General features: G+C 44.4%; 12 protein-coding genes. 10 read left to right on the top strand and 2 right to left on the bottom strand.

All coding sequences use genetic code 11. The annotated features are described in order from the left end of the window. Nucleotides 1-266: 266 nt before the first annotated feature. The 6 genes from F6K37_RS05670 to F6K37_RS05645 all read left to right on the top strand — a co-directional run bounded on the left by F6K37_RS05670 (nucleotide 267) and on the right by F6K37_RS05645 (nucleotide 8,468). Entirely contained in the window at nucleotides 267-1,313 is a 1,047-nt protein-coding gene (locus F6K37_RS05670; RefSeq protein ID WP_008188878.1) for a glycosyltransferase family 2 protein, read from the top strand. A 126-nt stretch (nucleotides 1,314-1,439) separates the two neighbouring features. Further along, the gene (locus tag F6K37_RS05665) at nucleotides 1,440-3,032 is read left to right on the top strand and encodes a hypothetical protein (RefSeq protein ID WP_008188872.1); all 1,593 of its coding nucleotides are present in this window, start codon (nucleotides 1,440-1,442) and stop codon (nucleotides 3,030-3,032) included. A 739-nt stretch (nucleotides 3,033-3,771) separates the two neighbouring features. Further along, a complete protein-coding gene (locus F6K37_RS05660; RefSeq protein WP_287248778.1) occupies nucleotides 3,772-4,146 on the top strand; it encodes a helix-turn-helix domain-containing protein in 375 nt (124 codons plus the stop codon). 103 nt (nucleotides 4,147-4,249) lie between these two features. Beyond that, the gene (locus tag F6K37_RS05655) at nucleotides 4,250-5,509 is read left to right on the top strand and encodes an RNA-guided endonuclease InsQ/TnpB family protein (protein WP_287248776.1); all 1,260 of its coding nucleotides are present in this window, start codon (nucleotides 4,250-4,252) and stop codon (nucleotides 5,507-5,509) included. Nucleotides 5,510-5,724: 215 nt separating this feature from the next. Next, on the top strand, nucleotides 5,725-6,678 hold the full coding sequence (locus F6K37_RS05650) for a lysylphosphatidylglycerol synthase transmembrane domain-containing protein (RefSeq protein ID WP_008188867.1): 954 nt from the start codon (nucleotides 5,725-5,727) through the stop codon (nucleotides 6,676-6,678). A gap of 203 nt (nucleotides 6,679-6,881) precedes the next feature. Beyond that, complete coding sequence (locus tag F6K37_RS05645; RefSeq protein ID WP_008188865.1) at nucleotides 6,882-8,468, top strand: sensor histidine kinase; 1,587 nt, start codon at nucleotides 6,882-6,884, stop codon at nucleotides 8,466-8,468. A gap of 51 nt (nucleotides 8,469-8,519) precedes the next feature. On the opposite strand, the gene ilvN is transcribed toward F6K37_RS05645, so the two are convergent. Beyond that, the gene (gene ilvN, locus F6K37_RS05640; protein WP_008188861.1) at nucleotides 8,520-9,038 is read right to left on the bottom strand and encodes an acetolactate synthase small subunit; all 519 of its coding nucleotides are present in this window, start codon (nucleotides 9,036-9,038) and stop codon (nucleotides 8,520-8,522) included. Nucleotides 9,039-9,616: 578 nt separating this feature from the next. Here ilvN and F6K37_RS05635 point away from each other — a divergent pair. Then, on the top strand, nucleotides 9,617-9,958 hold the full coding sequence (locus F6K37_RS05635; RefSeq protein WP_008188859.1) for a BON domain-containing protein: 342 nt from the start codon (nucleotides 9,617-9,619) through the stop codon (nucleotides 9,956-9,958). An 18-nt stretch (nucleotides 9,959-9,976) separates the two neighbouring features. On the opposite strand, the gene F6K37_RS05630 is transcribed toward F6K37_RS05635, so the two are convergent. Then, nucleotides 9,977-10,888: an alpha/beta fold hydrolase gene (locus F6K37_RS05630; RefSeq protein ID WP_008188855.1), complete on the bottom strand. Its 912-nt coding sequence runs from the start codon at nucleotides 10,886-10,888 to the stop codon at nucleotides 9,977-9,979. 216 nt (nucleotides 10,889-11,104) lie between these two features. Between F6K37_RS05630 and infC the strand changes: the two genes are divergently transcribed. The 3 genes from infC to F6K37_RS05615 all read left to right on the top strand — a co-directional run bounded on the left by infC (nucleotide 11,105) and on the right by F6K37_RS05615 (nucleotide 15,752). Then, complete coding sequence (infC, locus tag F6K37_RS05625; RefSeq protein WP_008188853.1) at nucleotides 11,105-11,635, top strand: translation initiation factor IF-3; 531 nt, start codon at nucleotides 11,105-11,107, stop codon at nucleotides 11,633-11,635. Nucleotides 11,636-11,828: 193 nt separating this feature from the next. Beyond that, nucleotides 11,829-14,822 carry a hypothetical protein gene (locus F6K37_RS05620; RefSeq protein WP_008188851.1) on the top strand — a complete coding sequence of 998 codons (2,994 nt, stop codon included), beginning with the start codon at nucleotides 11,829-11,831 and terminating at the stop codon, nucleotides 14,820-14,822. 438 nt (nucleotides 14,823-15,260) lie between these two features. Next, nucleotides 15,261-15,752: a Crp/Fnr family transcriptional regulator gene (locus tag F6K37_RS05615; RefSeq protein ID WP_008188849.1), complete on the top strand. Its 492-nt coding sequence runs from the start codon at nucleotides 15,261-15,263 to the stop codon at nucleotides 15,750-15,752. Nucleotides 15,753-15,856 lie beyond the last annotated feature (104 nt).

The following is a 15,856-nucleotide window of genomic DNA, read 5'->3' as shown; positions in this document are numbered from 1 at the left end:
CCATCTCCCCTACTCCCTACTCCCTACTCCCTCCTCCCTCCTCCCTACTCCCTACTCCCTACTCCCTACTCCCTACTCCCTACTCCCTACTCCCTACTCCCTACTCCCTACTCCCTACTCCCTACTCCCTTGACTCCCTATTGAAAACTGCTATAATCCCCGAATAACCTACCATAATCAAGAAACCAAAACTCTTTTGCCTGCGTCTGCGATAATCAAAGGCACCGGAGTTTTTCCTATTCTTGATCCAAAACCCGTCACCATCGATGACGAAACTAATTATTCAAATCCCCTGCTACAACGAAGAAAACAGCCTAGGGATTACCCTTTCGGTGCTTCCCCGTCAACTGAGGGGTGTAGATACCGTTGAGTGGCTAATTATCAATGATGGCAGTACAGACCGCACCGTAGACGTAGCCCGCTCTTATGGCGTAGACCACATTGTCAATTTTAAACACAATCAGGGACTAGCCAAAGCTTTCATCGCAGGAATCGAAGCTTGCTTAAAAGCCAATGCGGACATTATTGTCAATACCGATGCGGATAATCAGTACTGCGCTGATGACATTCCCAAACTCATACAACCTATTATATCAGGTCGAGCCGAAATAGTCATCGGGGCGCGACCGATTCAGAAGATTAAGCACTTCTCCCCCATCAAAAAGTGTCTACAAAAATTCGGTAGTTGGGTAGTCCGAATTGCTAGCAATACTAATATCATCGATGCTCCCAGTGGATTCCGAGCTTTTAGCCGAGAAGCCGCCTTAAAGCTAAATGTCTTTAATGAATACACTTACACCCTAGAAACTATTATTCAAGCTGGACAAAAAGGCATTGCTATCACTTCTGTCCCAATCCGCACCAATCGCTATTTGCGCCCCTCCCGTCTAGTCAAGAGTATCAGTGCCTATGTTAAGCGATCGCTAATCACTATCCTGCGAATCTCCATGACCTACAACCCCCTGAGATTCTTTATCACCTTGGGGACAATTCCATTTACTCTAGGAACCTTACTGGGGATTCGTTGGTTAATCCTATACTTCGCTGGTACTCCCAAAGCTCACGTACCCAGCCTAGTTTTAGCTGCTATTCTGATTCTAATGGGCTTTCAACTGTGGATATTTGGCTTAGTGGCAGATCTAATGGCAGTCAATCGTCAACTTCTAGAAGACATCCAACTACGACTACGACGATTGGAAGTTGACTCCAATCACACTCCCCACTTGCCATCAACCGGAAATCAACAACAGCGGCAAAACCGGGAAGAGGGAGGAGAAGGGGAAGAATTTGCTAATAATTTCTTGAATAGATAATAGTCCGATTGTGATAGTGGGACGCTCTTAAGACTACTTGTTATAGTAGGAAACTCTTAAGACTACTTTTGGCTGAAAACAACAATCACTCTCGGACTGACGCACTGACACAAACAGCCGCAAATAATGACCAGAGACCTATTCGCCCGTCAAGCCCTAAACCAAATCCCTAAAATCCTTACCCTCCTAGACCGCAATCCCCACAGTCCCACCTACGGATGCTTTGACCGTAACTTCTGGCACTATAAAATCATCGATTTCCCTAGTGGGATGGCACAGGAATTTGTCTGGCCCCTAGCACTAGCCTATCATACCGACTTGCCAGATAACCCGTTCTACCAGCAACCAGTAATTCTCGATTGGGTCGAAGCAGGGATACTTTTTGCTGCATCCAGTTCCCATCCCGATGGCTCCTGTGATGATTATTTCCCCTATGAGCGTGCTGCTGGAGCCGCCGCCTTTTCTTTATTGGCTAGCATCGAAAGTTACAAAGCCATGGGACTCCATAACCCCATTGCCTTGCAATTCTTTGAAAAACGAGCAAATTGGCTAGCCCATCACATGGAAAGTGGACAGCTGAGCAACCACCAAGCCTTGATTGTCTTATGTTTAGACCTGCTATCGGAACTCTTGCATACCAATCAATGGGATAGAGCGCGATCGCAAAGGCTAGAGCAAGTCTTATCCTGGCAAAGTCCCGAAGGCTGGTTTATAGAATATGAAGGCTGCGACCCAGGCTACCACACCTTAACTATTTCCTGTCTAGCTAGGATTTATCTGTTGAGATTAGACCCACGCCTAAAAGAAGCTCTGATCAAAGCTGTCGAATTAGCCGCAGAATTCATCCATCCCGATGGTTCCTATGGGGGAGAATACACTAGCCGTAACACTTATAACTTTTTTCCCCATGGCTTTGAATTAGTAGGACGCTGGTTTCCAGAAGCCCTAGAGATTAATGACCGCTTCTTGGTGGGATTAGCTAATGGTCTTGCTCCCTGTTACGCCGATGATCACATTATTGGTCACCATACCTGGAATTATCTCCTATCTTGGCGGGATTTTGTCAGCAACCGACCCAAACCAACTCCCCGTCCCAGTGGTCGCGTATGGTTGAAAGACGCCAACATCCTAATTGACCGCCGTCGAGGTACAGAACTTTATTTAGCTTTGAATAAAGGAGGCGTTTTTAAGATATTTCGAGACAATCAATTAATTGCTTCAGATACCCATTTTTCCCTACTCGTAAAAGAAAGAGGTAAATTCAAAAATGCTGTTGGTCATCTGATCGATGACTATCAAGTTAAAGTCAGTGAGGATGAAATTCTGATTGAGGGAAACTTAGGATGGGCAAAACAGAAGCAAATGACTCCAATGAATTTACTAATTCTACGGGGAGTGATGTTAACGGTAGGACGCTTCTTTCCCAATTTAATTCGAAAATTATTACAGAAATTATTAATTACTGGTAAAAAAGACGCTCCCTTCTGCTTTCGCCGATATTTTTATTGGCAAGGTGAGCGATGGTTAGTAATTGATGAATTACAAGCTAAGTCTTGGAAATCGGTACAAAGTGTCGGAATTGGTGGAGATCAGACATCGATTTATGTGGTGATGAGTCGTACCTTTCAACCAGGACAATTACAACCGTGGGTTGACCTAAGTGATGAGGTGCAAACCTTGGATGATTATGAATGGTTGAAGTTCGAGCAGCGTTTTTGAGATCAGATTACCTTGACAACACTATGGAATTCACAATCAAGAACCACACCTTCTGCACATACCACATCGAATCCATCGAGTACGCTGACCACATACACTACCTTGACTCCGGTGAGTCCCCTGATGTTAGCTATTTACGTGCTGAGGAGTTTACATTTAATCTCCAAAACTCAATTACAATAACATTCACGCTTGATGACTGGTGTGACGCTGGTTACTACGATCACATACTGTACGACATCATTGACCCAGGGTAAACGCATCTTGTCAATAAAGTGGGGGTAGTTATCAATAAATTTGGCCTTATTGTGCTTATTGACAATTGTTTTTCCACATATAGTGTTTATTGAATTTGACAAAAACTATTATATATAGGATTACAAAAATTAGATGCCTTTACACTGTTGACTATAGCGCTATAAAAAATACACTATATGTCATAGCGCTATATAAATCGAAGAATTTAAAAAAATATAGCGATGTAGTTTTATGAGTTTATATTCCTATAGATAAACTATAGCGCTATTTAATTTTTGCTGATGGCTGTCTGAACACCTGTCTCCAAAGCGATAGCGCTATAGTTTATTAGGTATAAGATTAATTACAGAACTTAAACACTAACTTTAACAGTTAACCTCTCCTCTTACTTCAACCTCTAAACTATAACGCTATATAAACATACTATTAAATTATGTAACAGGTTTTTAACAACAATAGCGCTAGATTAAAGGGGGAAGACATGGCAGCACAACAGATAACTACAATTGGAACCACTCAAGCGACTTATCTGTTAGGAATTTGTGTCCAACGAGTTCGCCAACTCCTGAAAAGCGGCAGAATTAAAGGCGCTCAAAAAGTTGGCAGATTTTGGCAAATTCCCTTATTTAATGGCATGCCTAAAGTAATTCCCGGTAAGCGTGGACCAAAAGGAACCTGGAAAAAAGTTGCACAAAAGGTGGCGACTTACATCCACGTCAACCAGCAAATTATTAAGGAAAATAGAAAATACGATACTTACAAGCCTGTGCTGACCGTCAAACAAGGTAAACGCAACACCTACGGTCATTATGTAGAAATCAAAGGCCCATCTCGGTTAGTCTATCAACCCAACTAAACGGGCAAGTGGTCTCCCGTTATAATCGCGTGATTTAAGGGGAGGGGAATTGCCCGACGGGGTTTAACGGTTCTCAACAGTACGCGAGTAGTACAATAACATTATGCTGTTAACTTACTGCTATCGAATCAAGCCTAGTGACGAACAGATAGCCATCATGGAGAGATGGCTGGAATTGTTGCGTCGTCACTGGAACTATGCTCTCGGTCAAAGACTTGATTGGCTCAATAGGACTCGTTGTCCTATTGATAGATGCAGTATTGTGAGGGAAGCGATTGGCGAAGTCCCAGAACCCGTTAACTATTACACCCAGCAATCAGCACTAAAGGAAACTAAAAAGCTATTCCCTGAGTACAAGCTGATTTACGCCGAAACTCAACAAGTCAACTTACAACGGCTGAACATGGCATGGGAACGATGGAGAAAACCAGATGCGACCGGAAAACGCGGAGGACGACCTCGGTTTAAGAAACAAGGTCAATTGCGGTCGTTTATATTCCCACGGGTTAACAATTCCAGAGCAGGGGCGCAGATCAAACATGGAGTGCTTAAGCTGAGTCGGATTGGTGAAATATCTGTGGTGATGCACCGACCTCTACCGTCCGGTTTCACTCTCAAGCAATGCACTATCGTTAAAAAAGCGGACGGCTGGTACTGTTGCATCTCAATGAAGGATGATACTGTCCCTGAGTTTCTTGCTGTAGAATCGGTTAAATCTGCTGTTGGGATTGATGTCGGCTTAGAGAAGTTTCTGACCACATCAGATGGTGAAGCCGTTGAGATTCCGCAGTTCTACAGAAAGGCTACTAACAGGTTAGCAAGTGCCCAACGGGTAATGTCACGCCGTGTAAAGGGTTCTAAAAACTGGCAGAAAGCTAAACAGAAAGTAGCTCTATGGCACCTTCATTTAACCCGTTGCCGCAAGGAATTTCACTATCAAGTCGCCCATTGGCTATGTAGTAAGTATGACCTGATTGGGTTTGAAAATTTAAATATCAAGGGACTTGCGCGGACTAGATTAGCGAAATCAATACATGACGCAGGGTGGGGGTCGTTTCTGGAGATTTTACAAGCAGTGGCGGTCAAACGCGGTTTGTTAGTCCAGTTCGTTAACCCACGGGGAACAAGTATTGAGTGCTTCAACTGTGGGGCTTCAGTTGAGAAAAATCTAGCTGATAGAGTTCATCATTGTTCTGATTGTGGAGTAAAAATTGACCGCGATTGGAATAGTGGCATCAACATTTTGCATCGTGCATTAATGGCGGTTGGATTGCCGCTGAATGGCTGTGGTAAATCAATACATGATATTGAGGAACAGCAAGTCTCATTCGTGAGTTTGAGAAGCCTACATCATAATCGTTGATTTGATGTAGGAGTAGTCACTTGTCCTAAGCATTGTGGGGCTAAGGTGTGGCTATAAGTTGACCCCGCTGTTGAAATTCTCACTAAAGTTTTTGGTTAGCATCAGATGTTGAAGGTTGTTCGCCTTTGGCCTTCCCCTAGGGTAGATTGAAGGTTGACCGTTGCCGGTTGCCGGTTGCCGGTTGCCTTTTGCCTTTTGCCTTTTGCTGCTAATCCATGAAACGACTCATCTCCATTGCCATCAGCCTACTCATCTTAGGGGTAATTTATGCCAAAATTGACTTTCCCCAACTGATCGCTGTATTCAAAGAATGCGATCGCATGTGGATGGCGATTAGTCTGGGCATGGTGATTCCGATCACCCTGTTCACGGCTTGGCGACTGCAACAACTAATGCCGACGGGTTCCCAACTCCGATTTTGGGAAGCCAATCGCCTGATTTTAGCTGCCAGTACCCTGAATATGGTCTTGCCCTCCAAAATGGGAGATATTGCTAAAGCCTACTTTATGAAGCAGCGGGGTAATTTAGCTGGGAGCTTGTCGTTAGCCATCGTTATTTTTGAAAAAGCTTGTGACATGCTGTCTCTACTGCTATGGTGTGTCTTTGGTTTATTACTCTATCCGGGGAAAAGTGGTTTCTTTTGGTTGATGACCGCTGGGATAATTTTCGGCTTAATTTTAGGGCTATTCCTCCTCAGTTCCCGCAAATTTGCCCATTTATTTTTCTTAGTGACAAAAAAAATTGCCCCAAAAAAATTCCGTCCAAAGCTAGAAAAAATGCAAATGTCTTGGGGGGAAATGCACGGCTACTTCTGGCATGACCCCAAGCAATTATTCAAAATTACCCTAACTTCAATTTTTATCTGGTTCTTACACTTATTGCAAATTTGGTTATTTATCCTCGCCCTCAACGCCTGGACACCCTTTTTAGCCAATCTCGCTCTGTCCCCCCTAGCCATTTTAGCGGGATTGTTACCACTAACCTTTGCGGGGGTTGGCACCCGTGATGCTGCGCTAATTTTCTTCTACCAACGCTATTTCCCTAAGGAGGAAGCTGCCGCCTTAGGATTACTGTGTACTTCCCGCTACCTACTTCCAGCCATTGGTGGCTTACCCTTTCTAGGACAATATTTGACTACAGTGCGCGACTTGGGAAAAAAACCTTCTTAATTTGACTGTTGTCAAGAGGAGATGTATGTTAAATTTATTTAAATTCGGAGCAGTTTAGTTAATAGTTTTGTAAAAAACTGTTTAGGGATGGCACAATTCCCCAACAGCAAATACTATAGTCTGTACCGGAAAGCCATCCTTGAAGAGGCAGCTGCAATGCTCAATAGTCATGGTCGTGAGGGAAAAAGGTGAGGCAAAAATCTATGTTAATAAGTCGCAGAACTTTACCCCCTAGCTCTGGTAAGGGGGTCAAACCTAATCCAACGGTTCACAAAAACTTCACCAATTGGAAAACTAGTTGGCAACCTACGAATCAGACACTAGCTGAGCCAATAATTGACCGTAAAAGAGTGGAAGAATCTCTCTTAGCAGTCCAACAGAGATATCGATCTCTATTTGAAAACTCGACTGATGGTATATTTCAAATCACCCCTGATGGTTACTATATAGCCTGTAACCCATCGCTAGCTAGACTATATGGCTATGAATCACCTAAGCAATTTCTTAGTAATTTAACTGGTGTTGGGGATTACCTTCACAAAGATCCCGAGCGACGCTATCAATTCCTTGACCTACTGCACTCAAAGGGTTTTGTAGAGGATTTTGAATCCCAGGTCTATCGCCAAGACGGCACCCTAATGTGGATTTGTGAAAGTGCTTGGGCAGTGCGTGATGCTACTGGTTACATTCTATACTACGAAGGTTTTGTAAAAGATATTACTAAACAAAAATTAACTGAAGCAGCTTTACAAGCAGCACAAGCCAAATTAGAAGCCCAAAGCCAGGAACTGGAGAATGCCTTAAAGAAGCTGGAACTGGCTCAAGAGGGATTAAAGCAAAGTGAAAAAATGTCCACCTTAGGACAGTTATGCGCTGGTGTTGTTCACGAAATCAACAATCCACTTAACTTTATCTGTGGAAATGTGACTCCAGCAAGGGACTATGGCGAAGATTTATTAAGACTGTTGGGATTATATGCCAAACACTATCCCCAGCCTGTAGCCGAAATTCAACAGTACGCTGATCTAATTGATCTAGATTTCCTGATCGAAGATTTTCCTAAAACCCTATCATCTATGGGATTAGGTGCAGAACGCTTGCAACAGATTGTGCAATCAGTGCGCCACTTTTCCCGACAGGATGACCAGGAAAAGCAGCGAGTGAATATTCATCAGGGCATTGATAGTAATCTGACTATCCTCCATAACCGCTTAAAGCCCAAAGGAAAGAATCCCGGGATTACCGTGACCAAGGACTATGGAAAACTCCCTTTAGTGAAGTGCTACTCTGGTCCAATCAACCAAGTGTTGATGAACCTGCTGTGCAATGCCATTGATGCTCTGGAAGAGTCACAGGTTAACAGGTTCTTTGTTACAGGTTCTGCAGCTGTTCAAGCAGACAGGTTCTTTGTTCCAGTTTCCCCTCAGTCTTCTGATTATGGCCCGCAAGGTGTAAAGCAAAAAGCACCAGCCCCCCCTAAGATCACCATTCGGACAGAATTTCTAGGCAGCGATGGTGATCAAGGGGACAGTTCTGGTGGACAGGTCGTGATCAGAATTATCGATAATGGTCCGGGAATGACAGAAGAGGTCAAACAGAAGATATTTGAACCATTCTTCACCACCAAATCAATCGACAAGGGAACTGGCTTAGGGCTAGATATCTCCAAGAAAATCGTTGTTGAACAGCATGGCGGTCAAATCCTATGTACCTCTAATCCGGGTAAGGGAACAGAATTTGCGATCGCAATTCCTGTAGGTTCATATCATCAAGGCTTGCAGGTAAAATAGACGAACCAATCACCAATGACTAACGACCAATAACTAATGACTAATGGCTACTTAAACTTTTGCGTGCAAAGACTTGAGATATTCAGTATTGACTCCCGATTCTCGGGTTAGGGCGATTTTGCCAGTCCGGGCAATTTCACGGATACCAAACTTATTCAGCATTTGGGTCAGTGCTACCATTTTACCAGGGTCTCCCACAACTTCTAGAGTTAGTGACTCCTCAGATGTATCTACGACATGGGCACGAAACACCTGGGCTAATTCAATAATCTCGGAGCGGGTGGAACTAGTAGTGTTAACCTTTAGCAGCATCAACTCCCTTTCGACACAGGGAATTGAGGTAATATCTTGTACTTTAAGGACATTTATTAGCTTATAGAGTTGCTTAGTCAGCTGCTCAATGCTGCTGTCATCTCCAGGTACTACCATCGTAATTCGAGATATACCAACCTGCTCAGTTGGTCCAACGGCAAGACTTTCGATATTGAAGCCTCTACGGGCAAATAAACCAGCAATGCGAGTTAGAACACCGGCTTCATCTTCAACTAAAACGGAAAGGGTATGTTTCATAGTTTGACTTGGGAGTTGACTTGGGAGTTGACTTGGGAGTGGTGGGGGCGTGTGCTGCCTAAATTGCTATCAACGTGATTTATTGGTGAGACTGTTGACTGTTAAGTGTTGACTAGCCCCTTTTTTTAGGGGGTATAAGGGAGTAGCAACGGTTAACTGTTAAGTTTCTTGAAGCTAAGCGTCAACGGTCAACGGTAAACCAATGTAAGCATTCAGCGATCAGCGATCAGCGATCAGCGATCAGCGATCAGCGATCAGCCAGAGGTTAGGTCACAGGCTAGAAGCCTGTGCCACAAATCACCTCAAGTAGTTTGGCCAACGGCCAAGATATTTTCCCCAGACTTTCGATTTTATTTTAAGCACCTCAAGTAGCGTGAGCTTTTAGCTGACGGCTGACAGCTGACGGCTGAATGCTTACAAACCAATTACCATTTTATCCAGGTTTTGAGTAACCAAGAACTCTAGTAACAGTGTGCTGTATCTAAAGATATATTTTTTATGAAACTAGGCAGCTAATTGCCAAATTCCTCGGTAACATAAAAATCGGTAAAAACTGATTGGAGTGAAACAAAATAATTATGGGTTGGTTAAAGCGAATGTTTGGATTTGGGAGCCCAGAGGAAGCTGCCGCAGCTAGTACCCCTTCAGAAGATGCACCAGCAGGAGATGACATTCCCCCAGAACGAATGGGGTTAAACGGGGAATACGACCAAAGCGGCCTTGCCAAGCGAGTTGTTTGGGCCTTTGACCAAGACGACGAGCTGGATGACGAGGAAAGGCTCTGGGTTGCTCAAACTGGCGGTAAAGTTGTGCTAAAAGGAGAAGTAGCTAGCCAGGAGGTTCTAGATAAGATGGTTAATGTTGCCTCAGGTGTGGATGGTTGCACGGAGGTTGAAACTGATCAAGTGAGCGTCGGCTAATACCAATTGTGGGGATAATCAAACCTTAGCTCCCAGCCACTCTAACAGGATCAGATTCACCTGTTCCGGACATTCATCGTGGGGACAGTGACCAGCATGATCTAACTCCAATAGCTCTAAATTAGGATTGAGTTTAACAAACTTGCGAGCTAACATAGGGGGAATCATCCGGTCTTCTAGTCCCCACATCAATAGCATAGGAATATCTAATGTAGGTAATAGGGATTTGACCGGTAGACTAAAGTTAGGAGCGGTCATCCCTCTCAAAAGTCTACTAAAGGTGGCCGCAGCTCCAGGATCGGTGGCAGGGACACTCAGAATTTCTACTAAATCATCTGTAACTGCCTCTGGATTAGCATAAGCTAACCCTGCCCACTTACGCACAATCCCTGGACGTCTTACCACGTAAAATAGGGTTTTGAGTAGCACTGGTGATGCCACTAGACTCTCAACAGTTGAGACTATCGGTCCGAGCCAACTAGGAATCGCTTCTTCTCGGGCTTGGAAATCTGGTAAATTAATCATCACCAGACCTTTAACCATCTCTGGATGGGTTGCTGCTGCTCCTAGACCAACTAGCGAACCAATGGAGTTACCTACTAACACTACCGGTTTTTGGATAAAAGTTTGCCAAAATTCATAAACCTGAGCTACCCAAAGGTCAATGGTATAGTCAACCGAAGCTTTCCGGGATGCCCCAAAACCCAGCAGATCTAAAGCATAAACGGTATGATGTTGACCGATTACGTCTAGGTTATTACGCCAATGCCCTACCGAAGCACCAAACCCATGAAGCAGAATAACTGGTGTTGTCGGCTGGACAGTTAGGGGTTGGGGTGGGCGAAAATAGGTATAACGGATCGGCCAACCCCGCCAGACCCAATCCCTTTGACTACCAACTCGTTGCTGCCAATGCAAAGATTTGGTCACAACCTGCCTCAACTTCAAAAATATTTACAAAGCAACTTGAGTCCATTATGCCTTGCCTATCAGGCAAAGGAGTAAGTTATAACTATTCCATCGGCCTTGGTTTCCTAAGTGATGTTAATAATTTGAACAGAAACAAGAAAGGAATTAGTAAAATGGCAAGTGTATGTAGTAAGTCGATTTTTTGATTAATCCACTTAAGAAAATAAACAAACGCCTGTGAGTGATAATAGAAGACGCCAACGCGATCTACCCCAAATTAACGAAAGAATAAGGTTTCCGAAGATTAGAGCCATTGATACCGATGGGGCACAGCTGGGTATAATCACACCTCAAGACGCCCTGCGGATCGCTGAGGAAAAGGAGTTAGATCTTGTCCTGGTTAGTGACAAGGCAGATCCGCCAGTGTGTCGCATCATGGACTATGGCAAGTACAAATTTGAACAAGAGAAGAAAGCCCGTGAAGCAAAGAAGAAGCAGCACACGGCTGATGTAAAAGAAGTGAAGATGCGCTACAAAATAGAAGACCATGACTACAATGTGCGGGTCAATCAAGCGGAGCGCTTCCTGAAATCTGGCGATAAGGTCAAAGCTACCATTACCTTCCGAGGTCGAGAAATTCAACACAGTAATTTAGCCCAGGCACTACTCGAGCGCATGGCTAAGGATTTACAAGAATTGGCAGAAGTCCAGCAAGCACCGAAGCGGGAAGGTCGTAACATGATGATGTTACTCTCCCCCAAAAAATAGTGGTTATAGTGATTGGTCATCAGTCATTGGTCATTGGTCATTAGTCATTGGTCATTAGTCATTGGTTATTAGTCATTGGTACCCACATGGGCAGGTGCCTGGAATTCATGTCTGAATACCCATGCACGGAGCAAGCAGCTTAAAATACCAAGGACTACTGACTGAGGACTAGTGACGAAGGACGAATGACTCTATGAAATTGCCATCTCCGACTCGCCTGAAGGGTTACTGGGTTAGAAAAATCCTAGAGTGGGTGAATCTTCGCCCAGAAGAAGGCGAGCGGACATTGTTGATGTTCGCCTTCCATACCACCACTTCCATGGGACTGCTTTGGTTAGAGTACAGTGCCATTGCCTTGTTTCTAGAGAAATATGGCGCGAAGTGGTTACCGGTGATTTATATTGCTAGTTCCGTGATCTGCTCTGGGCTGGGAGTATTATACTCCTGGTTGCAGAGCATTTTACCCTTGAGGTCAGTCTTGGTAGCGATCGCTATCCTAGCTGCCTTACCCCTGTTAGTGTTCCGCCTAGGCTTGGAGATCGAGTATGGCTATATTACTGTAGTCACCATCTTTCTATTGCGATTGTGGATGGATGCGGTGTACATCCTCAATGACCTTAATTCCCAGGTGACGGCTAATCAGTTATTCAACATTCGGGAAATTAAGCGTACCTACCCCCTAATCTCCAGTGGGCTTTTGGTAGCTGATGTCCTCTCTGGGTTCTCATTACCTCTATTATTGCTGTTAGTGGGACTCAACAATGTGGTGGCTTTTGGGTCTGGCATGATGCTCATCGGAGCACTGACCTTGGTTTATATATGTCAGCACTACCAGCAAGCCTTTCCTAACTCCCCAGCACGACAGTGGGAAGAAATGGAGCCAGACTTTGCTGTGCGTCAGCCGAGTGAATCCCTCAGACGCTATGTCATCCCTTTATTTGCCTTTTTTATCTTAGGGGAAGCCCTGTACCTCCTAATTGAATTTCAGTATATGGGTCAATTGGAGCAAACCCTGGATAGTTCAGCAATTGCTGGTTTTCTGGGTCTATTCAGTGGTACGTTGGGACTTTTTGAACTGGTGACCCAATGGTTTATCTCTAGTCGGGTGATTGATCGCTTTGGTCTTTTCCTAAGCGCTATGGTATTACCTGGTGCTTTATCTGTGATTGGCTTAGTGACCCTAGCTAACATGGCAAGTTGGCTAAAGTTTGATATTGGGTTCTTGCCTAGCTGGATTACAGGGCTATTTATTGGTGTAGTCTTACTCCGATTCGTTGATGAACTATTGCGCTTTACTTTAATTGCTAGTGTTGAACCTGTACTCTTCCAAGCCTTACCGTCAGGGTTACGCTCTGTGGTGCAGACTACTGTGCAAGGGATTGCCAAACCCATGACTACTGGCATTACTGGCATTGGAATTTTAGCCACCATTGGGCTGCTGGATTGGGCTTTCCCCAATTTTGAGCCATTGCGCCATTGGGTGTTTATTCTAATGGTAGTGATTTTTGCCCTATTATGGCTGCTGAGTACCCGGTTGATGCGGGCTAATTATGGTTCATTGCTGCTGATCAATGCTGAGCAAGGACGTTTGGGTTCTGCCAATACCAATTTCCTGGATACTAAGACCCTCTTTGAGGAAGCGGTAAAGCGACTGAAAACTGAGCCGAAGAACCGCTCTGCTTACATTCAACTGTTGTCTCAAATCGCTCCAGAAACAGCGAGTCAGGTTCTTTCTCCCTTGCTGGGAGAAATGTCTACAGATTTGCAGCGCCAGAGTTTAGAGGTGATGTTGCCCTATCCCAACCCAGATTGTCTAGAAGATGTGTCTCGGTTGATTGATCAAAGACCACCAGTAGAAGTCCTGGCCTTAGCATTGCGCTATTTTTGGCTGGCTCAGAAAGACCTGAATATTCGGACAATTAAGCCTTATCTACAACCTGCTGTTGACCCAACCGTAAGAGCTACAGCAGCTGCTTTAATTATGGGTCGGGGTACACCAAAAGAGAAATTTGAAGCCGTCAAAACCCTGCGGCGGATGCTCACCTCAAAAAAAGAGCAAGAACGGTTGATGGGTACCCGAGCTTTGGCAGAGATGGATTACTTGGAATCCTTGGTAGTTTATATTGATGACCTGTTAAGGGATAAGTCATTAAAGGTACGGTGTGCTTGTTTAGAGGTGATTGCTGCTAAACGATTTGAAAAGTACTATCCGTCTTTAGTCAAGGCACTTTACTACACATCTACCCGCAATGCTGCTCGTAGAGCGTTGGTCAAGCAAGGGGATGAAGCCATTGCTTTATTGAGGGTTTTGTCTGAAGATATTCATAAGCCAGACCCAGTAAGGCGGCAAGCTTGGATGGCTCTCGGTGAGATTGGCAGACTCCAGGCTATAACTCAGAAGGGTACTCCTGAAGCTATGAAGCATTTGGTGCAACAGTTGATGAGTAGTTGGGGGACAACCCGTCGTAATATTCTCACGATCCTGCTGAAGATTCCAGGGGAGGTTGGAATTGAAGCGGTGATGAACGAGTTAGGGCGTAGGGTCGTAGAAGCCTTAATTGAGCAAGAATTGATGTTTTTGGGTCAAATTTATGGCGCACTGCTGGATTTGACCTCAAAGAAAATAGCTGGACTGGAGGCAGATTTGCTGCGGCAGGGGCTTAATGATCTTCAACAAGATCTGGTGGAGGTGTGTTTCTTACTGATGAAGTTTCTTTATCCATCGAGTGCCATCAAAGCAGCTGAGTTTAATCTAGCATCCCATTCTCGGTCAAACATTGCCCTAGGGTTAGAAATTTTGGATAATACCCTAGATATTCCTAATAAGAAAGCATTTTTGTCAATTTTAGACCGGCGTTCTCTGAAAGAAAAATTAGCTGCCCTAGTGGATTTAGTGCCTTATCAACCCATGAGTGTAAGCGATCGCTTACGTCGGTTAATCGAGTTACGACATTTTATGTCAGATTGGCCCCTAGCGTGTTGTTTTCATGTGGCCAGAGCAGCACACTGCTCTCTAGCACCAGCAGCGGCTATGAGTTGCTTACGTCATCCTACCGGTTTTGTGCGGGAAGCGGTTGTGGCTTATCTCAAAGAGATGTCACCTCGTGCTTGTGCAGAGTTGTTGCCAGTGCTTAGGAATGACCCAGATCCCTTGGTAGCTGCTCAAGCACAAGAGATTATCGGATAGTTTGATCAGTATAGTTGCCTATTGTTTGTAAACTTTGCTGGCATCATCTCTAATTTATCATGGCAGTGGACAGTAGAGCTAGGGGTGAAATAATGTCTGAAAGTAAGCATTCAGCCATCAGCGTGTCGCGTATCAGCGTGTCGCGTATCAGCTATCAGCCATTGACCTGTGGCCACGCTACTTGAGGTGGGAAGAGCTTTTGAATAAAATAAGCTGACCGCACCTCAATTAGCGTGAGTTTTTAGCTCACCGCTGACCCCTGAATACTTACGTCTGAAATTACCACAGTACAGTGGTTGAATCTTAATTAGAGCTCTAGGTCTAGTGAGCCATTAACTATAAACAATTAGCGAAACAACTATCGGTATGGGTTAAACTTGTAGTTTACTACAGGACGGCTATTCGCTAGCAGCCAACCGCTAACCCAACCGCTAACCAATGTTATCTAGCATTGATCGTTTAATTTTTATCAGGGGTGTCCCAATTTTTCACGAATTGCGGGACGATTTTCTGATGCGACTAGCCTCTGTGATGGACGAGCTAGACTTTCCTTCTAACCATACCATCTTTGCTCAAGGGGAAGAGGGTAGGGAACTTTATATTGTAGTCTCAGGTTTGGTAAGAGTTCACATTGGTGAGCGGAATTTGGCACAGTTCAAGCAAGGAGCCTGCTTTGGGGAGATGTCCTTGTTTGATGCAGAACCTCGTTCCGCTTCTGTGACCACCATCGAACCTTGCCATTGTTTGATGTTGACACAGCTACAACTCTATGATGCCATTGATGAGACACCAGAATTTGCAATTAAGATTATTCGTATGCTGTCCCGCCGTATTCGGGAACTTAACAGCAATTTGAATACTAATCAGGTTAAAAATCCACCATTGGATGTGAGAAGGGTTGGAAGTCGTTTAACGGATTTCCGTGCTTAAGATAAGTCCTAGTTTTTTGGTACTAGTTTCTTTTGGTACTAGACGTGGATCGTAGGTTCGTTAATCATTAAAATAATCAGCAACATCGGTTTATAATTAACAGT

Origin of the sequence: Moorena sp. SIO4E2, from assembly GCF_010671945.1 — a bacterium.
Taxonomy (GTDB): domain Bacteria; phylum Cyanobacteriota; class Cyanobacteriia; order Cyanobacteriales; family Coleofasciculaceae; genus Moorena; species Moorena producens.
The sequence above is the reverse complement of the archived record's forward strand: the minus strand, read 5'-3'. Positions and strand labels throughout refer to the sequence as shown.